The organism is Devosia sp., assembly GCF_028290645.1.
In the GTDB taxonomy this organism is placed as follows: Bacteria; Pseudomonadota; Alphaproteobacteria; order Rhizobiales; family Devosiaceae; genus Devosia_A.
In genome coordinates this window covers 1-24181 of record NZ_JAQGJL010000152.1, presented here as the reverse complement: position 1 = coordinate 24181, position 24181 = coordinate 1, and the positions used below count along the sequence as shown (strand labels likewise).

Annotated in this window: 26 protein-coding genes and 1 pseudogene; 12 read left to right on the top strand and 15 right to left on the bottom strand. The window is 65.5% G+C overall.

Translation table 11 applies throughout. The features are described from left to right. Both JWQ89_RS08770 and JWQ89_RS08765 read right to left on the bottom strand, forming a co-directional pair. Nucleotides 1-139: pseudogene (locus tag JWQ89_RS08770) on the bottom strand (bifunctional ornithine acetyltransferase/N-acetylglutamate synthase); the annotation flags it as partial. A 313-nt stretch (nucleotides 140-452) separates the two neighbouring features. Then, complete coding sequence (locus tag JWQ89_RS08765) at nucleotides 453-1427, bottom strand: peptidylprolyl isomerase (protein WP_299640181.1); 975 nt, start codon at nucleotides 1425-1427, stop codon at nucleotides 453-455. Between the two features lie 199 nt (nucleotides 1428-1626). Here JWQ89_RS08765 and secA point away from each other — a divergent pair, with 199 nt between their 5' ends. Beyond that, nucleotides 1627-4386: a preprotein translocase subunit SecA gene (gene secA, locus JWQ89_RS08760; RefSeq protein ID WP_299640179.1), complete on the top strand. Its 2760-nt coding sequence runs from the start codon at nucleotides 1627-1629 to the stop codon at nucleotides 4384-4386. Between the two features lie 30 nt (nucleotides 4387-4416). Here secA and JWQ89_RS08755 read toward each other — a convergent pair whose 3' ends face one another. From JWQ89_RS08755 to JWQ89_RS08725, 7 genes are all read right to left on the bottom strand, one after another. After that, nucleotides 4417-4878 carry a hypothetical protein gene (locus tag JWQ89_RS08755; RefSeq protein WP_299640177.1) on the bottom strand — a complete coding sequence of 154 codons (462 nt, stop codon included), beginning with the start codon at nucleotides 4876-4878 and terminating at the stop codon, nucleotides 4417-4419. After that, on the bottom strand, nucleotides 4859-5743 hold the full coding sequence (locus JWQ89_RS08750) for a hypothetical protein (protein ID WP_299640175.1): 885 nt from the start codon (nucleotides 5741-5743) through the stop codon (nucleotides 4859-4861). The genes JWQ89_RS08755 and JWQ89_RS08750 overlap by 20 nt, the downstream gene beginning before the upstream one ends. 424 nt (nucleotides 5744-6167) lie before the next feature. Further along, nucleotides 6168-7073 carry a DMT family transporter gene (locus JWQ89_RS08745; protein WP_299640174.1) on the bottom strand — a complete coding sequence of 302 codons (906 nt, stop codon included), beginning with the start codon at nucleotides 7071-7073 and terminating at the stop codon, nucleotides 6168-6170. 236 nt (nucleotides 7074-7309) lie between these two features. Continuing rightward, nucleotides 7310-7912, bottom strand: a complete 603-nt coding sequence (locus tag JWQ89_RS08740; RefSeq protein WP_299640172.1) for a hypothetical protein — start codon at nucleotides 7910-7912, stop codon at nucleotides 7310-7312. After that, a complete protein-coding gene (locus JWQ89_RS08735) occupies nucleotides 7885-8622 on the bottom strand; it encodes a murein L,D-transpeptidase family protein (RefSeq protein WP_299640170.1) in 738 nt (245 codons plus the stop codon). Before JWQ89_RS08735 ends, JWQ89_RS08740 begins: the two co-directional genes overlap by 28 nt. A gap of 58 nt (nucleotides 8623-8680) precedes the next feature. Further along, nucleotides 8681-9700, bottom strand: coding sequence for a murein L,D-transpeptidase family protein (locus tag JWQ89_RS08730; RefSeq protein ID WP_299640169.1), 1020 nt, complete (start codon nucleotides 9698-9700; stop codon nucleotides 8681-8683). A gap of 133 nt (nucleotides 9701-9833) precedes the next feature. Continuing rightward, nucleotides 9834-10793 carry an acetyl-CoA carboxylase carboxyltransferase subunit alpha gene (locus JWQ89_RS08725; protein WP_299640168.1) on the bottom strand — a complete coding sequence of 320 codons (960 nt, stop codon included), beginning with the start codon at nucleotides 10791-10793 and terminating at the stop codon, nucleotides 9834-9836. A 165-nt stretch (nucleotides 10794-10958) separates the two neighbouring features. On the opposite strand from JWQ89_RS08725, the gene JWQ89_RS08720 reads away from it, so the two are divergent. Continuing rightward, nucleotides 10959-11336: a hypothetical protein gene (locus JWQ89_RS08720; RefSeq protein ID WP_299640167.1), complete on the top strand. Its 378-nt coding sequence runs from the start codon at nucleotides 10959-10961 to the stop codon at nucleotides 11334-11336. Between the two features lie 163 nt (nucleotides 11337-11499). Here the strand turns inward: JWQ89_RS08720 and JWQ89_RS08715 are convergent, their stop codons facing one another. Both JWQ89_RS08715 and JWQ89_RS08710 read right to left on the bottom strand, forming a co-directional pair. Beyond that, nucleotides 11500-12411 (bottom strand): site-specific tyrosine recombinase XerD, encoded by a 912-nt coding sequence (locus JWQ89_RS08715; protein ID WP_299640165.1) that lies wholly within the window; start codon nucleotides 12409-12411, stop codon nucleotides 11500-11502. Further along, nucleotides 12408-12707: a hypothetical protein gene (locus JWQ89_RS08710; RefSeq protein WP_299640184.1), complete on the bottom strand. Its 300-nt coding sequence runs from the start codon at nucleotides 12705-12707 to the stop codon at nucleotides 12408-12410. The genes JWQ89_RS08715 and JWQ89_RS08710 overlap by 4 nt, the downstream gene beginning before the upstream one ends. Before the next feature lie 131 nt (nucleotides 12708-12838). Between JWQ89_RS08710 and JWQ89_RS08705 the strand changes: the two genes are divergently transcribed. Both JWQ89_RS08705 and aroB read left to right on the top strand, forming a co-directional pair. Further along, nucleotides 12839-13432: a shikimate kinase gene (locus JWQ89_RS08705; protein ID WP_299640163.1), complete on the top strand. Its 594-nt coding sequence runs from the start codon at nucleotides 12839-12841 to the stop codon at nucleotides 13430-13432. Beyond that, nucleotides 13425-14540, top strand: coding sequence for a 3-dehydroquinate synthase (gene aroB / locus JWQ89_RS08700; protein WP_299640161.1), 1116 nt, complete (start codon nucleotides 13425-13427; stop codon nucleotides 14538-14540). The genes JWQ89_RS08705 and aroB overlap by 8 nt, the downstream gene beginning before the upstream one ends. A 110-nt stretch (nucleotides 14541-14650) precedes the next feature. On the opposite strand, the gene JWQ89_RS08695 is transcribed toward aroB, so the two are convergent. Together JWQ89_RS08695 and JWQ89_RS08690 are read right to left on the bottom strand one after the other, a co-directional pair. Further along, a complete protein-coding gene (locus tag JWQ89_RS08695; protein ID WP_299640159.1) occupies nucleotides 14651-15697 on the bottom strand; it encodes an OmpA family protein in 1047 nt (348 codons plus the stop codon). A gap of 246 nt (nucleotides 15698-15943) precedes the next feature. Then, complete coding sequence (locus JWQ89_RS08690; RefSeq protein WP_299640157.1) at nucleotides 15944-16201, bottom strand: BolA family protein; 258 nt, start codon at nucleotides 16199-16201, stop codon at nucleotides 15944-15946. A gap of 51 nt (nucleotides 16202-16252) precedes the next feature. Between JWQ89_RS08690 and JWQ89_RS08685 the strand changes: the two genes are divergently transcribed. From JWQ89_RS08685 to JWQ89_RS08655, 7 genes are all read left to right on the top strand, one after another. After that, on the top strand, nucleotides 16253-16894 hold the full coding sequence (locus JWQ89_RS08685; RefSeq protein WP_299640155.1) for a DnaJ domain-containing protein: 642 nt from the start codon (nucleotides 16253-16255) through the stop codon (nucleotides 16892-16894). Nucleotides 16895-17124: 230 nt separating this feature from the next. Next, the gene (gene cobS, locus JWQ89_RS08680) at nucleotides 17125-18102 is read left to right on the top strand and encodes a cobaltochelatase subunit CobS (RefSeq protein ID WP_299640153.1); all 978 of its coding nucleotides are present in this window, start codon (nucleotides 17125-17127) and stop codon (nucleotides 18100-18102) included. A 17-nt stretch (nucleotides 18103-18119) separates the two neighbouring features. Then, complete coding sequence (locus JWQ89_RS08675) at nucleotides 18120-18872, top strand: class I SAM-dependent methyltransferase (RefSeq protein WP_299640151.1); 753 nt, start codon at nucleotides 18120-18122, stop codon at nucleotides 18870-18872. 19 nt (nucleotides 18873-18891) lie between these two features. Further along, on the top strand, nucleotides 18892-20781 hold the full coding sequence (cobT, locus tag JWQ89_RS08670; RefSeq protein WP_299640149.1) for a cobaltochelatase subunit CobT: 1890 nt from the start codon (nucleotides 18892-18894) through the stop codon (nucleotides 20779-20781). Beyond that, nucleotides 20778-21092 carry a hypothetical protein gene (locus tag JWQ89_RS08665; protein WP_299640147.1) on the top strand — a complete coding sequence of 105 codons (315 nt, stop codon included), beginning with the start codon at nucleotides 20778-20780 and terminating at the stop codon, nucleotides 21090-21092. The genes cobT and JWQ89_RS08665 overlap by 4 nt, the downstream gene beginning before the upstream one ends. 27 nt (nucleotides 21093-21119) lie before the next feature. Then, nucleotides 21120-21809: an esterase-like activity of phytase family protein gene (locus tag JWQ89_RS08660; protein ID WP_299640182.1), complete on the top strand. Its 690-nt coding sequence runs from the start codon at nucleotides 21120-21122 to the stop codon at nucleotides 21807-21809. A 4-nt stretch (nucleotides 21810-21813) separates the two neighbouring features. Next, the gene (locus JWQ89_RS08655; RefSeq protein ID WP_299640145.1) at nucleotides 21814-22188 is read left to right on the top strand and encodes a nuclear transport factor 2 family protein; all 375 of its coding nucleotides are present in this window, start codon (nucleotides 21814-21816) and stop codon (nucleotides 22186-22188) included. Here JWQ89_RS08655 and JWQ89_RS08650 read toward each other — a convergent pair. Both JWQ89_RS08650 and rpmB read right to left on the bottom strand, forming a co-directional pair. After that, on the bottom strand, nucleotides 22185-22829 hold the full coding sequence (locus JWQ89_RS08650; protein ID WP_299640143.1) for a queuosine precursor transporter: 645 nt from the start codon (nucleotides 22827-22829) through the stop codon (nucleotides 22185-22187). The genes JWQ89_RS08655 and JWQ89_RS08650 overlap by 4 nt on opposite strands. A 109-nt stretch (nucleotides 22830-22938) precedes the next feature. Next, nucleotides 22939-23223, bottom strand: a complete 285-nt coding sequence (gene rpmB / locus JWQ89_RS08645; protein WP_299640141.1) for a 50S ribosomal protein L28 — start codon at nucleotides 23221-23223, stop codon at nucleotides 22939-22941. A gap of 179 nt (nucleotides 23224-23402) precedes the next feature. Between rpmB and JWQ89_RS08640 the strand changes: the two genes are divergently transcribed. Beyond that, a partial coding sequence (locus JWQ89_RS08640; protein ID WP_299640139.1) for a DUF3108 domain-containing protein occupies nucleotides 23403-24181 on the top strand: 779 nt, incomplete at its 3' end.

The window sequence follows — 24181 nt, the reverse complement described above, 5'->3', positions numbered from 1 at the left end:
CCTCGTCCATCGAGACGAGCAGGACGTCAGTCCGGTTCCTGTACTTGATCCCGGCTTCGGCAGTCGCGAACCGCACTCCGGCGACATCCGGCAGTTCCGGGTAAGTACTAGGCGCTAGAGGAGAAAGGGGAATGGCCATGCTACGTCCTATACGGCGTCAATAGGCCCATCCGTTTGCCTCAAGCCTCGATCTGAAGCAAGTCGCAATCATCCCGTATCTGTTTGGCTTTGGGGCGGCAGTAAAGCGGGTGAAACGGGCTCAACGGCGGGGATGAAGACATCAGTTTCTTGCCGCGGGCTGGTGCGTGTTGGCCCCCACTCCTGTCCCCTCCCCCCTAAGAATGGGGAGGGAGACCCTTTCACCGAAATCGAGGCTGGCGTCTCCCTCCCCCTGTTGAGGGGGAGGGGACAGGGGTGGGGTCAACTCGCACCACCCCGTCGGTTGTCGAGCCTTACTGAGTGGCCGCTGCGCCTTCGGCGGAGGGCTCGGACTGCTTCTGGACGCCTGCGGCGAGGACGGCATCCGGGATATCGATCTTGAGGCCCTGCTTCAGCTGGGCGACGGAATCGTCGAACGCCTTGAACATCACCTGCTGGCCCAGCTGCTGCGCCATCTGCGCCATCGGCGGGGGCGAGCTCATGCGCTTTTCCTCGACCTTGATGATGTGCCAGCCGAACTGGCTCTTCACCGGATCGGAGATCTTGCCCGGCTCGAGCGTGAACGCGACGGCCTCGAACTCCGGAACCATCATGCCCTTCGAGAAGAAGCCGAGGTCGCCGCCATTGGTCTTGCCCGACGGGTCGGTGGTCTTTTCCATGGCGAGCACTTCGAACGGCTTGCCGGCGTCGAGCTCGGCCTTGACCGCCTTGGCTTCCTCCTCGGTGGCGACGAGGATATGGCGCGCGTGCACTTCCTCGACCGGCTTGAAGTCCTTCACATAGGCGTCATAGGCCGCCTTGATCGTGTCCTCGGTGACGCCGGTGGCGATCTTTACGGAGAAGTATTCGCGGCGGAGCGAGCGCTCCTCGAGATATTGCAGCCGGCGCTTGAACATGTCGCTGTCGGCCATGCCGGCATCTTTCGCGGCCTTCGCCATCACTTTCATGTCAATCAGCACGGTGACGAGGAAGGGGCGGCGCTCTTCCGGCGGCACCTGCTGCAGTTCCTGCTGCAGGTCCTCGGCCGCGAAGGAGAGGTCGGCCTCGGTGATGGTCTGGTCGCCGACCGTGGCGACTACCGTATCGGGGCTGACGGCGGGTGCCGCGGCGGCCGCGGGAGCGGGCGCTGCTTCGGCCGGGGCGGCGGGAGTTGCCGCGTCCTGGGCCTGCGCTGTGATGGGCGCAAGGCCAAGGGCCGTGCCCAGCAGCAGGGTGCCGGCGAGGGTCTTCAAAGTCTTGTGGAAACCCCGCGGGGCGTGGACGATCATAGAGTATTCTCCTTGCATGGCGCAGAGCCCCCGGCCCGCGGCGGGCGTGGTTTGGCCCATTTCCCTTCCGTTGACAAGCAAAACACCCGCTCTTACATGTCGCACCACTTCAAAGAGTGTTGACGGGTGAGGACCCGCCGCCCTGCCGGGATTATGCTTCGGCCCATGGTCGCCCCGGACGAAATTCAAAGGACATAGAATGGTGCTCGCTGCGCTCGCCAAAGCGATCTTCGGTTCGGCCAATGATCGGCAGGTCAAGAAATACCTGCCTCGGGTCGCCGCGATCAACGCGCTGGAGCCTCAGTTCGAAAAGCTCACCGACGACGAGCTGAAGGCCAAGACGCAAGAATTCCGCGCCCTGCTCGCCGAGGGCAAGACCCTCGACGACATCCTCGAGCCCGCCTTCGCTACCGTCCGCGAGGCCAGCAAGCGCGTACTCGGCATGCGTCACTTCGACGTGCAGCTGATCGGCGGCATGGTGCTCAACAACCGCTCCATCGCCGAAATGAAGACCGGTGAAGGCAAGACCCTGGTCGCGACGCTCGCGGTCTATCTCAACGCGCTGCCCGCCAAGGGCGTCCACCTCGTCACCGTCAACGACTACCTGGTGCGCCGCGACATGGCCTGGATGGGCCAGATCTACCGCTTCCTCGGGCTGACCACCGGCATTATCGTCCACGGCCTCGACGACGCCGAGCGCAAGGCCGCCTACGATGCCGACGTGACCTACGGCACCAATCACGAGTTTGGCTTCGATTACCTGCGCGACAACATGAAATACAGCCGCGCCCAGATGGTGCAGCGCGGCCACGAATACGCCATCGTCGACGAAGTGGACTCGATCCTCATCGACGAGGCGCGCACCCCGCTGATCATTTCCGGCCCGTCGTCGGACCGTTCCTCGCTCTACGAGATGGCGGACCTCCTGATCCCGGTCCTCGGCGAGGGCGACTACGAGATCGACGAGAAGCAGCGCTCGGCGACCTTCACCGACCAGGGCATCGAGAAGCTCGAGGCGGCGCTGATCGAGAACGGCCAGCTGAAGGGTGAGAACCTCTACGACATCGAGAACGTGGCTCTGGTCCACCACCTCAATTCGGCGCTGCGCGCCCACAAGATGTTCCAGCGCGAGAAGGACTACATCGTCCGCAACGACGAAGTGGTGATCATTGACGAGTTCACCGGCCGCATGATGCCGGGCCGCCGCTATTCGGAGGGCCTGCACCAGGCGCTCGAGGCCAAGGAGCACGTCAAGATCCAGCCCGAGAACCAGACGCTGGCCTCGATCACCTTCCAGAACTATTTCCGCCTCTACAAGAAGCTGGCCGGCATGACCGGTACGGCGGCGACCGAGGCCGAGGAATTCGGCGACATCTACGGGCTGACCGTCACCTCCATCCCCACCAACGTGCCGGTGAAGCGCGACGATGAGGATGACGCGATCTTCCGCACCGCCGCAGAGAAGTTCGACGAGATTGCCGATCTCATCGTCGATGCGCGCAAGCGCGGCCAACCGATCCTCGTCGGCACGACCTCGATCGAGAAATCGGAAATGCTGGCCGAGCTGCTGCGCCAGAAGGGCATCGAGAACATCGCGGTGCTGAACGCCCGTTACCACGAGCAGGAAGCGCATATCGTCGCCGATGCCGGCGTCTCGGGCGCCGTGACCATCGCCACCAACATGGCCGGTCGCGGTACCGACATCCAGCTCGGCGGCAACCTCGAAATGCGTATCGAGCGCGAGACCCAGGGCCTCGAGGGCGCAGCACGCGAAGCTGCGATCGAGGAGATCAAGCGCACCATCGCCGTCGACAAGGCCAAGGTCATCGCCGCCGGCGGACTCTATATCGTCGGCACCGAACGGCACGAGAGCCGCCGTATCGACAACCAGCTGCGCGGCCGCGCCGGCCGCCAGGGCGACCCCGGGCATTCGAAGTTCTTCCTGAGCCTGCAGGACGACCTGATGCGCATCTTCCCGGTCGAATCGATGGATTCGATGCTGGGGAAACTTGGGCTGGAACAGGGCGAGTCGATTACCCATCCGTGGGTGACCAAGGCCATCGAGCGGGCCCAGGCGCGGGTGGAAGCCCGCAACTTCGACATCCGCAAGAACATCCTCAAGTACGACGACGTCATGAACGACCAGCGCAAGGTGATCTTCGCCGAGCGCATCGAGCTGATGGACCTCGAGGATGTGTCGGAAACCATCGGCAACATGCGCCACGAGGTGGTGGACGACATCATTGCCAAGGCGATCCCCGACCGCTCCTATCCCGAGCAGTGGAAGACCGAGGAACTGAACGCCGCGGCCAAGAACTACCTCAACATCGACGTGGACGTGGAGGCCTGGACGCACGAGGAAGGCATCGACGTCGAACAGGTGCGCGAGCGCATCCTCAAGGCCGCCGACGAGTTCGCCGCGGCCAAGGTGGCGCGCTTCACCCCCGAAATCATGCGGCAGGTGGAAAAATCGGTGCTGCTGCAGTCGATCGACGGGCTATGGCGCGATCACCTCGTGACCCTCGATCATCTGTCGAAGGTCGTCGGCTGGCGCGGGCTTGCCCAGCGCGACCCGCTCAACGAGTACAAGCGTGAGGCGTTCGAGCTGTTCGAGCAGCTGCTCGCCAGCCTTCGCGAACTGGTGACCACCCAGCTCAGCCATGTCGAGATCCAGATGCGCCAGCCGGTTTCGCAGGGGCCGAACCTCGATGGGCTGGACGAGATCCATATCGATCCGCTGACCGGCGAGAACGATGCCGAAGGCGACGACGCCGTGCGGGCTTTGGCGCGTGCCGCCGGCGCGACGCTGGCCGGTTTCGGCGGGGGTGGGGCCGCAGTTGCCGAGGCCGACCCGGCGCTGAAGCCGATCGACCCCAAGCTGCTCGTCGGCGTATCGCGCAACGCCCCCTGCCCTTGCGGTTCGGGCAAGAAGTTCAAGCACTGCCACGGCGCATTCTAGGCGCCTGGCACGGATGAACGCCGGAACCGCTCACGGGTGAGCGCCCTCCTCTGCGCCAGCAGCCCGGAGCTGGTCGGGGCATTGCGGCCCGTCGATCACCGCCCAGACCGGGGTGGCGGTGAAAGGCAAGTGCAGGTACCCCGTCAGGCGCGATAGATAGTGGTCTAGCGTCGCACTGATGACGGGGTGCTCCGAAAAGCGCTCGCTGCCGTGGAAATAGGCGAGCTTCCTGCCACCGGCATATTCGGCTACCGCCGAGCGCTCCCAGCCCTGGGGTGACACCTGCATCACCTCGATCGTGCACTTGCCGCTGCGCGCCTCTATCCAGGGCTCCTTTATGGGACCGGATTCTGAAAAGCCGATGCTGTGGAGGAAGGCCGACACGTCCTGCGGGGCGGTGATTTCGGTCAACTCGAAGCTTCCCAGCGCCTTGAGGGTCAGGCTGAGCCCCAGCAGCAGACCGAGGGAGGCGCTAGCCTGCAGCCGGCGCACTGCGGCTTATCCCGTAGTGACAAAGCCCCAGCACCGCGACGGTGGTTGTCCAAGCAGCCGCGGTGGCGCCTACCGGCCCGTGTAACAGCTCGAAACCGGAAGGATAGAGGCCGATGAGGCCGATGCGCAGCGTGTTGACGGCAATGACGGCGAAACAAGCCGCCAGCCCCCAGAGGACCACCGACAGCGACCAGCGCCTGTCGAGCAGCTGCACCAGGGTCGCTGTACAGAGCACGGCAAGCGAGACATTGTCGAATGAGGAGCAGCCCGGGGCGATCCACAGCGATCCGCTGCCATCCGCGAATGGAACGAGATTTCCGCTCCTTTGCGTGCCCACCACCCATCCGACAAGCGTGGCGTCCACCTCGAGAATGGCGTTGCCCAAAGCCGCCATCAGGATCCTCGCCCAGAGCAGGGGTATGGTGAGCGCCTGGAGAATGACTGCGGCCCTCCTGACGGGCCGGTGCGATGACAGCATCAGGTAAGCGGCAAGGCCGGAGATGGCGAGCCAGCTCAAGGCCGGGATAGGGATCAGGAAGGCGCCGGCGGCCGCGAGGGCCACCGCGAGATCCGTACGACGTGCCGGATCCGGTGCAGCCCGCACCAGCAGGACCAGAGCGGCCAGCAAGGCTCCCCAGACGATCACGCTGATGCCGAAGGTGTTGAGGATGGCCGTCGGCCAGCCGAAATTGCCAACCTCGAGCGCGACCTTTTCAAAGCTGCCATTGGCGAAGCCGATAACCGCCAGGGCAGCGAAAAGCTGGCCGCGCGACACGGGGAGATTTCCATCCCGCACCCGCACGCGAGGCCGCTGCAGCACAACGCGCTTTGCATCGGCGGGCGTATCGGATGCCACGAATGCCAACTCTCGTCCCTAGTCCGGCCGAGGACCCCTTTTGCGCTTGCGGTAGCGGAGCATGAGGTACCCGCCGCCTGCTACAAGGAAGGCAAGTCCCGCGCCGGCGATGGGCCCGGGGGCCCCGAGTGCGGGCCTGCCGCCTCGCCCGAGGCCATTTCCGTTCGGGACACCACCCGGCGCGGCCAAGGCCGGAAGTATCGTCAGTGCCGAGATGGCACACGCTACGACGGCCGCTCTGAACTTCATCATTTCTAGCCTCATCGGTTTAGGGGTCATTGTCGTCCTCGGGGCAAGGATGGGACAATCGGCCCATTGGGCTAGTTGGATGGGATGTCGTAGCCGGAAGACTGGACCGGGCTGGTCGCCGGCCACCTCAAGCGGATGTCCGAGACGGGGAGAACAGGCCTGGAGGAGCCGCAAGGCCCCCGGATCAGGGGGTATCGATGATCTCGCGCCGGCTGCGGTGCTCGCTCCAGGCGAGCACCAGCCCGGATGCGATGACGAGGGCGGCGCCGAGGAAAACCAGTTGCGCCGGCTGTTCACCCCAGAACAGGAAGCCGAAGACGAAGCTCCAGATCAGGGCGAAATACTCCACCGTGCCGAGGACGCTCGCCGGTATCAGCCGCGCCGCTTCGACGAGAATGTACTGCGCCGCCCCGCCGACGATGCCGGTGGCAAAGACGACGGCGATCTGCCATGGCTCCATCCCGGTCCAGAACGGGATCGAGAGGAGGCCCATGGCCAGCGTGTAGAACAGGTTGAGCGAGAAGATCAGCACCAGCGAGCTCTCGGATTTCGAGATGGAACGCATCAGGATCATCGCCACCGACCAGAAGAACGCCGCCCCCAGGACCATCAGCGCCGGAATGCCGAACGTCACGCCGGCCGGATTGCAGGCGATGATGACGCCGAAAAAGCCGATCGCCGATGCGCCCACACGAGCCAGCGTCAGCTGCTCCTTGAGGAAAATCACGGCGAGGACGATCGTCAGCACCGGGGCGAAATAGTAGAGCGTCGTCATCTCGGCGAGCTGCAATTCGCGCCCGGCCGAATAGTACATGCACCACGCCGCGAGCGTCATCACGGCGCGGAGCAGCAGCATCGGCTTGTTGCCGGATCTGAGCAGGTCCACCACCAGCTGCCGTCGGCCGATGACGAGGCAGATCATCACGATGACGAGGCTGCGCCCGAACAGGATCTGCACGACCGGCAACGCATGGATGACACTTTTCACAAGCGCGTCGTGGACCGAGAACAGCGTGTAGGCGGTGATCCCCAGCGCCATCCCCTTGAGCGAGGCGGAGCGCGCGGTGCGGAGGGCGGCGGGTGAGGACAAGATGGACTCGGGGCGATGCGGTGAGGGCGGACGCGGGCTAGCTCTAGTGGGTCGGCGGCAGTTCTGCATTTGCAATTTCGAGGGGGATGTTTCCCCCCAACTCGGTGAATCCCACCGAAAGCTGGAATCCATTTCACCGCCCGCGCCAGCCTGGAGTTGGCTCCAGCCTTCGCTGGGATGACATCGAGGTCGAAGGCGCACCCCCGCCGAACGCCCCAACTCGTGTGTGCCTCAGCTCAGGTGCAGGTCACCCGCACTTCGGCGAAGCCGGCTGCGTCGGCGGAGAACACCATGACCGTGCAGCTGGTGCCCACGATATTGCCGAAGCTCGTTTCGACAACTTGGCCGATGCCGTCGATGCTTACGCTGTCGGCCGTGATCATGCCGGTTTTCACTACCGCCTTCGACTGGCAGAGCGGATAGTTTTCGTTCGGCGTCACCATGAAGCGCGTGCCAAGCGGGATGCAGTCGGTGGTGGGGAGATTGGGGTCGATTTCCGCTGTCGCCGCCGGCTCGGCCGCCGGTACCAGGGGCGCGGGGGCCGTTGCGGCCGCCGTCTGTTGTGTATTCCACGCGCCCTCGAGCTTTACCATCCGGTCCTGCAGCGCGAGCAGTCCGGCCGCGGTGCCGTCATTGTCGGCAGCGGCAAGCTCGTCGGCCCGCTTGCCCAGCGCATCCACCGAGGTTCGGAGTTCCGCAATCGCGGCCATCACCGCGTTGGTCCTCGCCTCGGCATTGAGCTGCACGGCGACCGCGCCGGCAAGCGCCACCAGCCCGACCAGGGCGGCGAGAAAGGGGATCAGCCGGTCGATCAGGACCAGGCGGCGATAGCGGCGCATTCCGGCCCCTCCGCATCTTGGCCAAAGCGATACTCGCCGCGACAGGCCCCGACCCTGGGCGGGGTGCCCTCGGCCTCGAACAGGTCGTAGCCGGCCTTGAGGTTGCGCCAGAACGGCGCCCAGGTATTGCTGCCCTCGGCGGCAAGCGCCATGGCGGTGAGCCGGAACGGGAAGACATGCACGTCGACGGCGTCCTGGCCCCCCTCGAGCGCCGCTTCCACCACGGCATAGACTTCATCGACGCTCTGGTCGGTGATAGCGTAGCAGCCGACCGACGAGCAGCCGCCATGCACCATCAGCGCCGAGCCGGTGCGGCCGAGCTGGCTGTCGAAGGCGTTGGGAAAGCCGAGGTTGAAGCTCAGGTGATGGCGCGAGTTGGGGTTGAGCTGTTTGGCGCTCACCCGGTAAAAACCCTCGGGGGACTGCTTGTCGCCCTCCTTGAGCTTGGGGCCGAGGCCGCCGGAAAACCTGCAGATGTCATAGGTGCGGAACAGCGCGTAGCGTTGGCCGGCCCCTTTCATCCACAGCTCCAGCTTGTGCTCGCGCTTGAAGATGCGGACATGCGCCGCGTCCCCGAGCGCGAACCCGGCGGCCTTCAGCTCGGCGACGAACTGCGTGCGGTCGTAGACGCGTTCAGTGACGATATCCCGGACTCCAGACCGTTCGGTGAGGACGAAGCGCCCTACGAAGACGGCCGCCACAAATAGCATGCAAAGCGTCAAGACCAAGGCGAGATGGGAGCGCCGGGGTCGCATCGCTGCACGGCCACTAGGCCCGGTGCAGGCGCGGCAGCGGCACCGGTGGCACCTTGCTCGGGTCGATCGAGCCCGGCGCGCCGCCACCGCCGAACAGTCCGCCGATGAAGCTGCCGATGGCCTCGCCGCGCGCCTTCGCGGCAGCTTCGGTCTCAGCGGCCTTCTGCGCCTCCGCGGCGGCCTTGGCGGCCTTGTCGGCGAGCGAGGCCACTTCCTTCGCCACCGCGGCATCGTCGGCGGCGGCCTTGGCCTTCACTGAATCGGGCACGTTCTGCGCCACGGTGACCGGGCAGCTGCCGAGCGCGTCGAGCGTCTCGCCGCTCGGCACGCCGAACACATATTCCTTGTTGCAGACGTCCCAGCTCGGCGGCGCCTTGCTGATCTCGAACCGGTCGTAGCCTTCCTTGATGTCCTTCCAGAAGCTCATGTTCGGGTTCTCGACATGCTTGGCGAGATTGGTCGCCGTCATGCGGAACGGGAAGATCTGCAGCTGGAACGATGGATTGCCGCCCTTGAAGGTCTCGCGGGCCAGCGCATAGATCTCGGCGATCGACTCGTCGGTCATCGAGTAGCAGCCGCGCGACGAGCAATCGCCGTGCACCATCAGGTCCGAGCCGGTGCGCCCGTGGGCGCGGTCGAACTTGTTGGGAAAGCCGGTGTTGAAGGCGAGATAATAGTTTGAGTTCGGGTTCATCAGGCCGGGGGTGATGGTGTAGAACCCCTCGGGCGACTGCCGGTCCCCCTCCTTGACCTTGGGGCCGAGCTCACCCGACCAGGCGCAGATCTGGTAGGTCTTGAACAGCTTGAAGGCGCCCGAGTTGGCCTGCTTCCAGACTTCGAGCTCCGAACTTTCCTTGAAGATGCGGATCATCATCGGCGCGGCGGGGGACGAGCCGAGGCCCGCCAGACGGCTCACCGTCTCCTGCTTCAGCGGCGCCATGGCCTTCGCATTGCCCGGCCTCAGCCCGCCGCAGCCGGCAAGCGTTGCGGCTAGCGCGAGGCCGGCGCCAAGAACGAGGATGGAACGGAGCATTCTGCCCAAAGTCTGCTACCCGAATACGTGTCTGCCCAGGAGACCGGGGTACGTGCGGACGGTTACCATCTGGTATGCCCGGATGGTTAACGCCGGGTTGACTTCGATAATTGGCAGGAGGCGCCCCTGCCGATCAACTCAAATTGCTACCAATGGCGAGGAATTTGTCACGCCTGTGTTCCCGGACCTCCAGCCGCCCCCGGTTGCCCGGGAAATCGGCGAGAAACTGGCTGATGGCCTTGCTGGTCGCAGCCATCACCTCTGCGTGATGCCGGTGTGCGCCGCCGGCGGGCTCGTGAATGATGCCGTCGATCACGCCCATGCCGAGCAGGTCGGTGGCGGTGATCTTCATGTTGTTGGCGGCGTCCTGGGCTTTGGCCGCGTCGCGCCACAGGATCGAGGCGCCGGCCTCCGGCGAGATCACCGAGTAGATGGCGTTCTCGAGCATCAGCACGCGGTTTGCCGTGGCAATGGCGATGGCGCCGCCCGAGCCGCCCTCGCCGATGATCACGGCGAGGTTGGGGACGCCCATTTCGAGGCTGCGCTCGGTGGAGCGCGCAATCGCCTCGGCCTGGCCGCGTTCCTCGGCGCCGATGCCGGGATAGGCCCCGGCGGTGTCGACGAAGGCGACGAGCGGGATGTCGAAGCGATCCGCCATATCCATGATGCGCACAGCCTTGCGATAGCCCTCGGGCCGCGCCATGCCGAAATTGTGCCTGAGCCTGCTCTCGGTGTTGGAGCCTTTCTCCTGGCCGAGGATGGCCACCGGCTGGCCGTTGAAGCGGCCGAAGCCGGCCTGCAGCGCCGGGTCCTCGGCGAACTTGCGGTCGCCGGCGAGCGGCGTCCACTCGGTGATCAGCGTCTTGATGTAGTCGGAGAAGTGCGGGCGCTGCGGATGGCGCGCCACCTGCGTCTTCTGCCAAGGGGTGAGCTTCTTGTAGATATCGACCAGCGCCTCGTCGGCGCGGGCTGAAAGCCGGGTCACCTCTTCATCGATGGACACGGCCTGGTCGGACGTGGCGAGGGACTTTAGCTCGGCGATCTTGCCTTCGAGATCGGCGACCGGCTTTTCGAAATCGAGATAGGACTGCATCCAACCCGCCAACAGAAGAAGAGGCGCCTCAACTCGCGCCCCAAAGTGGCCGGAAAGTGGCGATGCGGACGGGGCGAGTCAAGCGCCGAGGCGATACTTGGTGAAGGGGGCACGCCGTCGCCGGGATGCCCCATGACGGCGCGTTAACCGTTGCATGACGGTTTCATGACAACGCTGAAGGGTAACGACCGGATACCCTCTGCGATCATGACGACCTATGCCCTGGTGAGTGTCGGCTGTCCCCATTGCCGGGGTCATTTCCTCGAGAACGCCAAGCTGGTACGGCCCGGCGGTTCGGCCTGGTGCCCCAGTTGCGAGCAACTGTTCGTACTCGATACGAACAACGAGGTGATGCGGCGCACCCTATCCGAAGCCAAACAGGCGCGCCGGCGGCGCAAGGAGCGGCTGAGCGAGCGCACCTCGCGGTGGAGGGACGTTCCGCCCGCACCGGCGCCGGGTTCGGCGATGCTGATGAGCGATGTGCTGAATGCGCTCGATGAATTGTTGCTGCGGATTGACGGGATGACGCGGAAGCGGGGGTAGGCTGCAGACCGTGGTGGCTGTGGACCCCCACCCCTGTCCCCTCCCCCTAAGAATGGGGAGGGAGGCCCTCTCACTGGCGCCGGTGTTTCGTCTCCCTCCCCATGTTTAGGCGGAGGGACAGGGGTGGGGAGTCGGATCGCACCGGCCTCACCGCCTTGCCAGTTCACCCCTCCGCCAGCGGGTGGTGGCTCTCCACCAGCGATCTCAGCTTGTCGTCGAGCACGTGCGTGTAAATCTGCGTGGTCGAGATGTCCGAGTGGCCCAGCAGGGTCTGGACGACGCGGAGGTCCGCTCCGCCGGCCAGCAGGTGGCTGGCAAAGGCGTGGCGGAGGACGTGGGGCGATACCCGCGCTGCGCCGATGCCGGCACGGCCGGCGAGGCCTTTCAGTTCACGGGCGAACACCTGGCGGCTGAGGTGGCCCGTTTCCCCCCCGGCCGGAAACAGCCACACGCCCGGCTCGAGCTTGCCGAGATAGGCCTTCACCGCATCCCGCGCCCGGTCGGTGAGCGGCACGATCCGCTCCTTCCCGCCCTTGCCGCGGATGGTGAGGAAGCTCGCATCGCGCATCACCGCGGCGCGCTTCAGTTCGACCAGTTCAGAGACGCGCATGCCTGTGGCGTAGAGCAGCTCGAGCAGCAGGTAGAGCCGGCCTGCCATGGCGCGCTGCGCGTCGGTGGCGTCGGGCGCCTCGACCTCGGCTTCGGCAACGGTCAGCAGCCGGTCGATCTCGGCGATCGTCAGGATTTTGGGCAGGCCGCGCCTGGCCTTGGGCGAGGGGACAATGCGGGTCGGGTCGTCGCCGCGCACCGCATCGGCGGCGAGAAACTTGTGGAACTGCCGGATGGCGGAGAGTTTTCGCGCGCTCGAGGAGGCGGCGATGCCTTCGGCGGCGAGGAAGGCGAGGTATTGCGTCACCTGCTCGCGGCCGGCAGCGGTCGGACCGGTACCGCGGCGGCCGAGGAAGCCGCAATAGTCGGAGAGATCGCGCCGGTAGGCCTCGATGGTGTTCCTCGCCGCGCCGCGCTCGACGCTCATCATCTCGAGGAAGGATTCGACAAGGTGGTCCTCGCTCATTCGATGCCCGGTTGCCGCGTCACCACCTCGCCATCGGCGGCCGCCGCGGCAGGCGGAGTCGGAGCAGCGGGTGCGATATCCACCGGCGCTGCGGGCACTTCGGGTTTGCGGGTGGTGTCAATCTCGCGCTTGACCAGTGGGTCGCGCTGCGTCTGGGGCAGCAGGTCGCGGGCCGGGATGCGGATGGTGACGTCCTTGTCGCGCGGCGAAACCATGGCGACGAGCGCGAACATGGCCCCGTAGCCAAGCCCGACCAGGACCAGGAGGATGACGATCAGGCGAATGAGGGTCGGCATGGCAATCCGCTTTTGTCACGCAAAGGCTAGTCTCCCTTGTTTGCGGCGAGCGATCAAGGGCGGCCGACCATAGCGGGCATTGACTTTATGCCGCCCTAACGGTTCAAACCCGGCGCGAGCGGGGAAATGCGATGTCACGGGACGGCACGACCATACGCGACGACCGGCGCGAGGAATTGCAGCAGTTCCTCGGGCACCGCCCGATCGTCCTCATCGGCATGATGGGCGCCGGCAAGACCACCGTCGGCCGCCGGCTCGCGAGCCGCCTTGGCCGCCATTTCGTCGACAGCGACGAGGAGGTCGAGAAGGCCGCCGGCATGACCATCGAGGACATCTTCAAGGCGCATGGCGAGGCCGATTTCCGCGCCGGCGAGGTGAAAGTGATCGCCCGGTTGCTGAAGGACGAGAACATCGTGCTCGGCACCGGCGGCGGTGCCTTCATCAACCCCGAGACGCGGGCATTGGTGAAGGCTTCGGCGATCTCGGTGTGGATCAAGGCGGATTTCGAGCTGTTGTTCCAGCGCGTCTCGCGCCGCTCCAACCGGCCGCTCCTGAAGACAGCCAACCCGCGGGAGACGTTGCAGAAGCTGATCGAGGTGCGCTACCCGATCTACGCCGAAGCCGATGTGACCGTGGTGTCGCGCGACGTGCCGCAGGAGCAGGTGGCGAGCGAGGTGATCGACGCGCTGATCGAGCATCTGGGCAGCGGGAGCCGCAATGACTGAGCCGATCACCGTCCACGTGCCGCTGGGCGAACGCGCCTACGACATCCTCATCGGCAACGGCCTGATCGATGGCGCCGGTGCGCGGCTCGCTGCGATGTTCCCTGGCCGCCGCTTCGGCATCGTCACCGACGATGCGGTCGCCGCGGCGCAACTGCCGCGACTGACCGCGGCGCTCGATGCCGCCGGCCTCAGCTACGCGACGATCGTCCTGCCGCATGGCGAGAGCACCAAATCATTCGCGCGGCTCGGCGAAGTGGTCGAAGCGATTCTCGATGCCCGGCTCGAACGCGGTGATATCGTCATTGCACTCGGCGGTGGTGTCATCGGCGATCTCGCCGGCTTTGCCGCGGCGATTGCCCGGCGCGGCATGGATTTCGTCCAGATCCCCACTTCGCTCCTGGCGCAGGTGGATTCTTCCGTCGGCGGCAAGACCGGTATCAACTCGCCGCACGGCAAGAATCTGATCGGGGCTTTCCATCAGCCCGAGTTGGTGCTGGCCGACCTCGACGCTCTCGATACCCTGCCGCCGAGGCAGTTCGCCGCGGGCTATGCCGAGGTGGTGAAATACGGGCTGATCGACGACGAACCGTTCTATTTCTGGCTAGAGGACAACCGCCGCGCCATCTTCGAGGGTGACGGCGCGCTGCGCGGCGAAATGGTGGCGCGCTGCTGCGCCGCAAAGACCCGGTTCGTGCTTGCCGACGAGAAGGAAACCGGCGTCCGCGCCCTGCTCAACCTCGGGCACACTTTCGGCCACGCGCTGGAATCGGCCACGGGCTACTCGGACCGGCTGCTGCATGGTGAAGGCGTCGCCATCGGCATGGTGCTGGCACACGGCTTTTCCGCCAAGCTCGGGCTGGCGCCGGGCCAGGACACCGGCCGCATCGCGCAGCACCTCGCCGCCGCCGGCCTGCCGACGCGGCTCGGCGACATCCCGGGCGACCTGCCTGGCACCGATTTCCTGATGAACGCCATCGCCCAGGACAAGAAGGTAGTGCGCGGTGCGCTCACCTTCATTCTCACCCGCGGCATCGGCCAAGCCTTCATCGAAAAGAACGTCGATCCGGCGACTGTGCGGGCCTATCTCGATGAGATGCGGGCCGCCTGACGCGCCGGAGCCCGGGCCTCCCTCCGCCCTTGCGGGGAGGGATTAAGGGTTGGGGGTCCATCAGCTGTCACAGGACACCCCCCGGCCCCTCCCCTCAAGGGGGAGGGCACCTACGGCGCGACCGAAATGACGACGCGGCGGTTGGCGTAAAAGGTGTCGCCGAACTCTTCGGTGGCGCCGGCCCCGGCGGCCGAGACCTTCTCGAAATGGAGGCCCGCCTTCTTGAGATAGGCGAGGACATTCTGCGCCCGCTCGATGGCGAACAGGGCGTTGGTGGCGTGGTTGCCCTGCTTGCTCGAATAGCCGGTAACCAGCACGTTGCACTTCTGCTCGCCGATATCGGCGATGATCTGGTCGAGCCGCTTCATCAGCTTGGGCGTGAGGTCGTTGGAGTTCTCGTTGAAACCGACGACATTGTAGAGTTCGTCGCGGTCGCAGGCGGGGCTGGCGGCGGCTTGCGGTGCGGGATCGAGACTGGCCGTCTCGACCGTATCCAGTGCGGGCGCCGGCTCCGGCACATTGATCTTTGCAACGACGATCGGCGGTTTTGCCTCCGGGACAGGGTTGTCATCTACCGCAGCGACCTCGGTGGTCACCGGCTCGGAGGCCGGCTTGGCTGTGGCGATCGGCGCATCCGGGAGCGGCCAGCCGCCCGCGGGAGCCTTCGAGACGCCCTCGACATTGCCGTCGCGCAGCACCAGGAACTCGCCGAGGCGTTCGTTCTCGGTATTTGCCGTGGTGCCCTGGGTCGAGAGGCCGGAGACGGTCACGGCGCGGCCGTTCACCGTTACGGCCGCGAGATACAGGTTGCGGTCGCGGTTCGAGCCATCGCCGCCATAGGCCTCGTTGATGAGGCGCACCCGCACTTCCCCGCCCGGCTTGAACAGGGTATCGGGAATATCGAAATCGAAGCTCTGCACGTATGGCGTCTTGTCGGCCGCATCGGCGAAGCGCCCCGCCGTGGCCGTGTCGATGGCCGCGTTCACCGCCGCCTCGCCCAGCACCTTGCCGTCGAAGCTGACTTCGAATTTAGGCGGGCCGTCATAGGCCTCGCCGCCGATGATCAGCTGTAGCTTGCTCTCGGCCGCAAAAGCGCCGCTGGGAACCGCGCACAGCATCAGGGCGGCCGCGAGGACCGCCGTCTTCTTCATGGACATGTCGCCCTCCAAGTCTGTCTGCGGAGCCGAGTGCTAGGCAAGACCTTGGGCGAATGTTCGGAGACAAAGCGGCAGCCCCGCCACGCCGCCGCCGGGCTTTGGCCGCAAAGCGAGGCGCCCGCCCCAGCGCGGACAGAATTCGATAGCGGCCTGAAAGGCCTAGCGTGACGCCTTGAGATTGCCCGAGTTGCAGCGGGGGTTCTCGCGCACCATATGGAGCCTATCCGCAACCCACAGGAAACTTGGCTACGGGCGCGCTATCTCGATGGCCAGTGCATGGACGCCGCCTTTGAACTCGGCTTCCAGCGTTTCCATGATGGCACGGTGCTGGGCGACGCGACTGCCGGTCAGTTGGGTTGAGGCGATGCGGACGCGGAAATGCGTCTCTCCGCCCTCGCGATAACCACCGTGACCCCTATGTTTTTCGCTTTCGTCGAGCACTTCAAGATGGCTCGGCGTGAATTTGACTGAAAGTTTTTCGACAATGTCGTCGCGAACGGACATATGCATACCGGTTCAGTTTGAGGCGTGGCGCTGGCCCCGTAACTAGGATTGATGAAGCTGGATTCCAAGTACTTTGACCGCATCCGGATCCGCTCGCGGCACCCGGAACCCGAAGCGCAAGCCGCGATCCCGGCCTGCGGGTGGGAAGGGTGTGACCAGCCCGGCCTGTACAAGGCGCCCAAGGGCAACCGCGCTGTCGGCGAGTATCACCATTTCTGTCTCGAGCATGTGCGCCACTACAACCAGGTGTTCAACTTCTTCGCCGGCATGAAGCCCGAGGAGATGGAAGAGCAGCTGACCCGCGAGAAGGAAACCGACGGCCGTCCCAGCTGGGGATTTGGCGCCAAGGCCGGCTCCGGTCCCGGCCCGCGCATGCCGCGGGGCGCGCCGCACAACCCCGGCGCCAAGCGCGTCAATGACCCGTTCGGGGTCTTCGCCCGCTATGCCCGCCACCAGAAGCGCGCGCCGCAGGAAGAGCGGGTCAAGCCGCTGCACGAGCAGGATCGCCGCTCGTTGGAGACGCTCGGTTTCAAGGGCTATGCCAAGCCCGACGAGATCAAGAGCGCCTACAAGGCGCTGGTGAAGGTCCACCACCCCGACGCCAACGGCGGCGACAAGAGCTCCGAGGACCGGTTGCGCGCCATCATCGCGGCGTATTCGCACCTCAAGTCCAAAGGCTTCGTCGGGCGCTGACAGGGGCCCGCGATGCGGACCCGCCCCATGAATGTTCGTTATGGCAGTATTCGTGCCGGCGATGACCGCCGCCGAGCCCCGGCCAGCGGGATAATGCTGCGACGAGGGGCGCAGCAAGGGCTCGCGCATGATTGACGCGCGGCCCTACCCCAGCGCACCCGATACTGCTATAGAGCCCGCAATCTCCAAGGCAGCCGTCTTGACCTATTTCTCTCAAAGAGCCTCGTGAAATGCCTGAATTCACCAATCTGCCGAACAAGCAATACTCTGTCCGCGAGACCTTCGGCATCGACAGCGACATGAAGGTGATGGGCTATGCGGAAACCGATCCGCATGTGCCGCCGCTCGATCCGGACTACCTGTTCGACCGCAACACCACGCTGGCAATTCTTGCAGGCTTCGCGTTCAACCGCCGCGTCATGGTGCAGGGCTATCACGGCACCGGCAAGTCGACCCATATCGAGCAGGTCGCGTCGCGGCTGAACTGGCCGACCGTCCGCGTCAACCTCGACGCGCATGTGAGCCGTATCGATCTGGTCGGCAAGGACGCGATCGTCCTCAAGGACGGCAAGCAGATCACCGAGTTCCGCGACGGAATCCTGCCCTGGGCGGTGCAGAATAACATCGCACTGGTGTTCGACGAATACGATGCCGGGCGCCCCGACGTGATGTTCGTGATCCAGCGCGTACTGGAGACTCAGGGCAGGCTGACGCTGCTCGACCAGAACCGCGTCATTACCCCACACCCGGCCTTCCGGCTGTTCGCGACCACCAACACCATTGGCCTCGGCGATACCTCGGGCCTCTATCACGGCACCCAGCAGATCTACCAGGGCCAGATGGACCGCTGGTCGATCGTCACCACGCTCAACTACCTGCCGCACGACAAGGAAGTCGGGATCGTGCTCGCCAAGGCCAAGGCCTATACCGGCGAGAAGGGCAAGAAGATCGTCAACAACATGGTCCGCTTGGCCGACCTCACCCGCCAGGCCTTTATCAACGGCGACCTGTCGACGGTGATGAGCCCGCGTACGGTGATCACCTGGGCCGAGAATGCCGAGATTTTCGGCGACCTCGGTTTCGCCTTCCGGCTGACCTTCCTCAACAAGTGCGACGAACTCGAACGCCCCGTGGTGGCCGAGTTCTACCAGCGCGTGTTCGGCGAAGACCTGCCGGAATCGGCTGCGAACCTGGCGGTGACCGCTTAAGGTCCGGGACGGACGATTTGGCCCAGAACATCTATGATGATCCGGCGTTCTTCGAAGGCTACAGCCAGTTCACCCGCTCTCGCGAGGGTCTGGCGGGCGCCTCGGAATGGCCCTCGCTCAAGGCGATGCTGCCGCCGCTGAATGGCGCGCGGGTGCTCGACCTGGGTTGCGGCTTCGGTGCGTTCTGCCGCTACGCAGTGGAACAGGGCGCAGCAGACGTGCTGGGCATCGACATCTCGGAGAAGATGCTGGACGACGCACGCGGCCGCGGACCCGGCCTGCCGATCCGCTACGAGCGCGCCGACCTTGAGGCATATGAGCCGCCGCCTGGCGCGTTCGACCTGGTGTTCAGTTCGCTTGCCGTGCACTATCTCGCCGACTTCGAGGCCTTCGTCGCCCGCGTCACCCGAGCGCTGAAGCCCGGCGGACGCTTCGTCTTCTCGATGGAGCACCCGGTGTTCGCAGCGCGCGCCAATCCCGAGTTCGTCAAGGACGCCGACGGTCATATGGTGGGTGCCGTCGACGACTACCTGCGGGAGGGCAAGCGCCTCACCAACTGGATCGCCGATGGCGTGGTGAAGTACCATCGGCTGATCTCGACCACGATCAACACCCTGCAATGGAGCGGTCTCCGGCTCGACCAGATCGAGGAGTGGCGCGCCACCGACGCAGACGTTGCGGCGCATCCCGAATGGGCCGAACAACGATACCAGCCGATGTTCCTGCTGATGGCGACGAGCCTCGATCCGCGCCTCTCCGCCAACACCTAGCCCCTCCGGACCTCATCCAATGGCCCCTCCGCCGCGTTCCAAGTCCAACAAGCCCGACACCACCGCCCCGTTCAAGGCGGCGATGGGCGCCGCGGTGCGTGCCATCGGCGGCAAACGCGACCTCGAGGTGACGTTCTCGGCCGACCGGCCGATCCTCACTGCCGACAAGGCGCGGCTCGCGAACCTCCCGCGCCTGCCGACGACGCGCGATATCGCCATCGCCCGCGGACAGGGCGACGCCATGGCCATGCGGCTTGCGAGCCACGATCCCGAGACGCACCGCAAGCGCGCACCGGCCGAGCCCGAAGCGCGCGCTGCCTATGATGCGCTGGAGCAGGCCCGCGTCGAGGCGCTGGGCTGCATCCGCATGCCGGGCATGACCGGCAACATCCACGAGATGCTGGAAGACCGGCTGTTCCGCCAGAACTTCGCCGAGGTGAGCGACAAGGCCGACGCGCCGCTGGCCGAAGCCTTGGGGCTGATCCTCCGCGAACGCGTCGCGGGTGTCTCGATCCCGCCCTCGGGCAGCGCCATTGTCGATTTGTGGAAGAAGGAGATCGAGGAACGCGCCGGCAACTCGCTGACGACCCTGCTCACCCGCTTCGAGGACCAGGACCTGTTCGGCCGCGCGACGCGGCAATTGCTGCGCGACCTGGCGTTGGTGCCCGATAGTGACCTCGACGACGGCGAGAGTGACGACTCCGAAGAAGGTGACGACCAGGAGCCGGAGCGCGGCCAGGACGACGAGAAGAACCCCGAGCAGGGCGAAGGCGAGAGCGAGGACGCCGAGGCCGACGAAGACCAGACCCCCGGCCAGTCCGAGGAAGAGGGCGAAGTCGAAGGCGCCGAGATGGATTTCACCGAGACCGACGAGGACGACAGTTCCGAATCGGGCGAGGATCAGCCCAATCCGCCGCCGCCCGGCGCCAACGCCAAAGAGTTCCAGAACGTCTTTACCTACAATATCTTCACCCAGAAGTTCGACGAGATCGTTCGCGCCTCCGACCTCTGTCCGCCTGAGGAGTTGGACCAGCTGCGCGCGCTGCTCGACAAGCAGCTCGAGAACCTCGCCGGCGCCGTGGCGCGGCTTGCCAACAAGCTGCAGCGGCGGCTCATGGCGCAGCAGAATCGCAGTTGGGAATTCGACCTCGAGGAGGGCCTGCTCGATACCGCGCGGCTGACCCGCGTGGTCACCGACCCGCTGCAGGCACTGAGCTTCAAGGTGGAGCGAGATACGGATTTCCGCGACACGGTGGTGACGCTGCTGCTCGACAATTCGGGCTCGATGCGCGGCCGCCCGATCACCATCGCGGCGATCTGCGGCGACATCCTCGCGCGGACGCTTGAGCGCTGCGGCGTCAAGGTCGAGATTCGCGGCTTCACCACCCGCGCCTGGAAGGGCGGCAAGTCGCGCGAGGCCTGGCTCGAGGCCGGACGTCCCCCCAATCCGGGGCGTGTCAACGACATCCGCCACATCATCTACAAGGCGGCCGACGAGCCCTGGCGGCACGCCCGGCGCAATCTCGGCCTGATGATGCGCGAGGGGCTGCTCAAGGAAAATATCGACGGCGAGGCGCTGCAATGGGCGCATCGGCGCTTGCTCGCCCGGTCCGAAAATCGCCGCATCCTGATGGTGATTTCCGATGGTGCGCCGGTCGACGACTCGACCCAGAGTGTCAATGCTGGCAACTATCTCGAGGCTCATTTGCGCCAGGTGATCGAAGACATCGAGACCCGTTCTGCTGTGCAGCTGGTTGCCATCGGCATCGGCCACGACGTCACGCGCTACTATCGGCGCGCCGTGACGCTGCTCGATGCCGAGGAGCTGGCCGGCGCGCTGACCGACGAGCTCGCCTCGCTGTTCGACGAGGAGCCTGCGGGGGCCTTCCGGAAGAGCCGCTACGGATGAGAGCTTCGCAGCGTGCCTCGCGCCTAGCGGGAGCGGGACTGCTGATCACGAGCGCCGGTGTCGCCATTCTCGGCGCCGCGGCGCTCGGCGCTCGCGCCGACGACGAGACGGTGACCTCGGTGCCCATCGCGAGCTTCATGTCCGTCGGCATCGGCCAGCGCGTCCAGGGTCTCGTCTGGCGCGGCGGCATCGAGATGCAGAGCCAGACCGACACTTTCGGTGGCCTCTCGGGGCTGGGCTTCACCGGCCCCGACGGCAAGCTGGTGATGGTCTCCGACCGCGGAAGCTTCGTCTCCGGCCAGTTGATCTAAGATGAGGCAGCCCGGCCGTTCAAACTCATCGGCGTCAAGGTCGAGCCGATCCAGAATTCCAAGGGCGACGAGCTGCCGCGCGCCTATACCCGCGATGCCGAGGCGCTTGCGGTCATTGTCCGCGACGGCCAGCCGAGCGCCGTGCGCGTCGGCTTCGAGAACCTGACCCGGGTTGCCGATTTCGGCCTTGTGGCCGGCCTGCCGCAGGGCCCTGCCCGCGAGGTCGGCATCCCCAGGTGGCTGGCCGACATCCGGACCAACGAGACACTGGAGGCGGTCTGCATCGCGCCGGATACCTCCCCCATCGCCGGCTCAACCCTGCTGCTCACCGAAGGCGTGATGGACGATGACGGCCAGCACTCGGCCTATCTGCTCGGACACAACGACAAGGGCCCGCTGAGCTACATCTCGGGCGACGGCACCAATCCAACCGATTGCGCCTTCATGCCCAATGGCGACCTCTTGGTGCTGGAGCGCGGCATCGCGCTCCTCGCCTTCCAGATGCGGCTGGTCCGCATCCCCGCTGCCGAGGTGAAGGCCGGGGCTCACATGCGGGGCGAGGAACTGCTGCACGCTGCCGGCGGCGACATCGACAACATGGAAGCCCTTGCCGTCCACACCGCGCCGGACGGTTCGAGCCGCATCACCCTGGTCTCGGACAACAACTTCAACGACTGGGAGCGGAATTTGCTGCTGGAGTTCAGCCTGCCCGAGTAGAGCCATGCAAACCGCCCGCGACGTGCTTGCAGCCTATGCCGACCGCATCAACCGGCAGGACTTCGATCTGCTGCTTGATCTCATCGCCCCGGACGCGACGTTCTGGTTCACCAATGGCACGCATCGCGGAGTGGCCGCGATCCGCGCCGCCTTCGAAGCGACGTGGCGGGTGATGGGTTCGGACGAGCACTACTGGCTCGACCAGCACGAATGGATCGCCGAGGGCGATACGGCAGCCGCCTGTACCTATCGGTTCAACTGGAAAACCATGCTGGATGGCAAGCCCGTATCGGGCTCAGGCCGGGGCACCACCGTGCTGAAGCGCGTGGACAATCGCTGGTGGATCGTCCACGAACACCTGAGCGGCAACCCGGCCTAGGCTGCCTTCGGCACCGGCTGCAGCGGCATGAGCCTGCCCATCAGCAGCCGATAGGGCGCGAGCAGCAGCAGCGCGGCGAGGAACTTCACGAGGAAATCGCCTGTTGCCAGCGAGGTCCAGAGCGGCACTTCGCCTCCGACGCCAAGCCAGGGCGCCGGGAAGCCCAGCGAGCCGTCTTCCATGCCGAACAGGCCGTCGACGAAGCCGAGCGCTGGGGCGAAGGCTATGGAAAAGAAGATCAGCGTATCGAGCAGCGAGCCGAACAGCGACGCGGCGAGCGGCGGCAGGAACCAGGACCGGCTGGCGCGTAGCCGCGAGAACACCGAGATGTCGAGGAGCTGCCCGATAAGGAAGGCGGTGGCCGAGGCGATGGCGATGCGGGGCGTCGCGAGGTACGCCGACAGCGCCAGTGCGACGACGAAGCCGACCACCACAACCATGCGGGCCCGGACCGGGCCGTCATACCGGTTCGTCAGATCGGTGACGAGGAAGGCAAAGGGATAGGTGAAGGCGCCCCAGGTAAGGAGGTCCCCCAGATGGATCGGGCCGAGATCCGACTGCACCGGGTACTGAACCAGAATATTGGACGCGGTAACGACCACGACCATGGCGGCAATTGCCGCGACGAAACGAGCGAGCATATCCTGCACCTCTATGTAAGCCGCTGGCCGGCATCAGACCGGGGCGGCAAAAACAAACCGCGCGTTCCAGCAAAGGACCGCGCGGCCGAAACCTCTATCCGGAAGCAGCTTACGCGGCGAGGGCGGCGCGCACTTCCTTCTTCATCGCCAGCGCGACCGGCGACAGCTCGGCATCGTCTGCCTTGAGAAGGAACGCATCGAGACCGCCGCGGTGCTCGACGGTGCGCAGCGCGTTGGCGCAGATGCGCAGCTTGACGGTGCGGCCGAGCACGTCGGACAGCAGCGAAACGTTGAGAAGATTGGGGAGGAAGCGGCGACGGGTGCGGTTGAGCGCATGGCTCACCTTGTTCCCGGTCATCACGCCCTTACCGGTGAGTTCGCAGCGGCGAGCCATAGTAGTGTCCTGTCAAAAGGCCTCGGCGGGGGAGGATCCCCTCGCAACGGGCTGGAGTCTGTTCTTGATTGCGGCGCTTCCATAGAGAACTGAGCCCCTGCCGTCAAGCTTGTGAACGCTCGACGCCTTGCCAGCCCGGCACTCGCCCGGCATTTTGGCCTATCGATGATTCGCTTTTATTGGCGAGCCGCCAGGGGTTCCATTTCGTGTTCAGCGCCGGTTTTCGCCAAGCTATGCGCCTTGCCGCCTGCGGCATGGCGCTGTGGTCCCTGCCCGTCACCTCGGCGGAGATCCGGGCGCGCGCCGAGTATATGGTGACCATGGGCGGCACGCACGTCGCCAATGCCCGCATCAACCTCACCGATAACGGCACCGCCTATTCGCTGGTGCTCGATGCCAAGATCACCGGCCTCGCGCAACTGGTGGCGAGCGGCACGGCCAGGGCCAGCTCGACCGGGGTTTCCGGCGACAAGGGCCTGCAGTCGCAGAAGTTCGACCTCTTGACCCGCGCCGGCGGCGAGGACTTCACCTCGGCCATCACCTATGCCGGTGGCAACGTCGCCTCGTTCATCGTCGCCCCGCCCATCGTCAACAATATCGACCGGGTAGCCATCGAGCGGAAGCACTTGACGACCGCCAACGACATGCTGGCGCCATTTGTCATCAAGGGCGCGGCGCTCGACCAGCAGCTCTGCAGCCGGCAGATGCCGATCTTCACCGGCGTCGAGCGCTTCAACCTGTCGCTGCGCTACGTCAAGGACGACGTCGCGACCTCCAAGCGCACCGGCTACCAGGGCCCGCTGGTGCTGTGCAGCGTCCACTACACCCCAATCTCCGGGCACTACACGACCTCGGAAATCACCACCTATCTGGCCCAGAACGAGCGCATCCTCATCTGGTACGCGCCGCTGGCCACCCCGGGATACTTCATTCCCTATCGAGCGCTGATCACCACCCA

Coding starts and splice junctions, on each gene's coding strand:
- JWQ89_RS08765 (WP_299640181.1), bottom strand. CDS start 1,427: ATGATCGTCCACGCCCCGCGGGGTTTCCACAAGACTTTGAAGACCCTC.
- secA (WP_299640179.1), top strand. CDS start 1,627: ATGGTGCTCGCTGCGCTCGCCAAAGCGATCTTCGGTTCGGCCAATGAT.
- JWQ89_RS08740 (WP_299640172.1), bottom strand. CDS start 7,912: ATGCGCCGCTATCGCCGCCTGGTCCTGATCGACCGGCTGATCCCCTTT.
- JWQ89_RS08735 (WP_299640170.1), bottom strand. CDS start 8,622: ATGCTATTTGTGGCGGCCGTCTTCGTAGGGCGCTTCGTCCTCACCGAA.
- JWQ89_RS08730 (WP_299640169.1), bottom strand. CDS start 9,700: ATGCTCCGTTCCATCCTCGTTCTTGGCGCCGGCCTCGCGCTAGCCGCA.
- JWQ89_RS08725 (WP_299640168.1), bottom strand. CDS start 10,793: ATGCAGTCCTATCTCGATTTCGAAAAGCCGGTCGCCGATCTCGAAGGC.
- JWQ89_RS08720 (WP_299640167.1), top strand. CDS start 10,959: ATGACAACGCTGAAGGGTAACGACCGGATACCCTCTGCGATCATGACG.
- JWQ89_RS08715 (WP_299640165.1), bottom strand. CDS start 12,411: ATGAGCGAGGACCACCTTGTCGAATCCTTCCTCGAGATGATGAGCGTC.
- JWQ89_RS08710 (WP_299640184.1), bottom strand. CDS start 12,707: ATGCCGACCCTCATTCGCCTGATCGTCATCCTCCTGGTCCTGGTCGGG.
- JWQ89_RS08705 (WP_299640163.1), top strand. CDS start 12,839: ATGTCACGGGACGGCACGACCATACGCGACGACCGGCGCGAGGAATTG.
- aroB (WP_299640161.1), top strand. CDS start 13,425: ATGACTGAGCCGATCACCGTCCACGTGCCGCTGGGCGAACGCGCCTAC.
- JWQ89_RS08695 (WP_299640159.1), bottom strand. CDS start 15,697: ATGTCCATGAAGAAGACGGCGGTCCTCGCGGCCGCCCTGATGCTGTGC.
- JWQ89_RS08690 (WP_299640157.1), bottom strand. CDS start 16,201: ATGTCCGTTCGCGACGACATTGTCGAAAAACTTTCAGTCAAATTCACG.
- JWQ89_RS08685 (WP_299640155.1), top strand. CDS start 16,253: ATGAAGCTGGATTCCAAGTACTTTGACCGCATCCGGATCCGCTCGCGG.
- cobS (WP_299640153.1), top strand. CDS start 17,125: ATGCCTGAATTCACCAATCTGCCGAACAAGCAATACTCTGTCCGCGAG.
- cobT (WP_299640149.1), top strand. CDS start 18,892: ATGGCCCCTCCGCCGCGTTCCAAGTCCAACAAGCCCGACACCACCGCC.
- JWQ89_RS08665 (WP_299640147.1), top strand. CDS start 20,778: ATGAGAGCTTCGCAGCGTGCCTCGCGCCTAGCGGGAGCGGGACTGCTG.
- JWQ89_RS08655 (WP_299640145.1), top strand. CDS start 21,814: ATGCAAACCGCCCGCGACGTGCTTGCAGCCTATGCCGACCGCATCAAC.
- JWQ89_RS08650 (WP_299640143.1), bottom strand. CDS start 22,829: ATGCTCGCTCGTTTCGTCGCGGCAATTGCCGCCATGGTCGTGGTCGTT.
- rpmB (WP_299640141.1), bottom strand. CDS start 23,223: ATGGCTCGCCGCTGCGAACTCACCGGTAAGGGCGTGATGACCGGGAAC.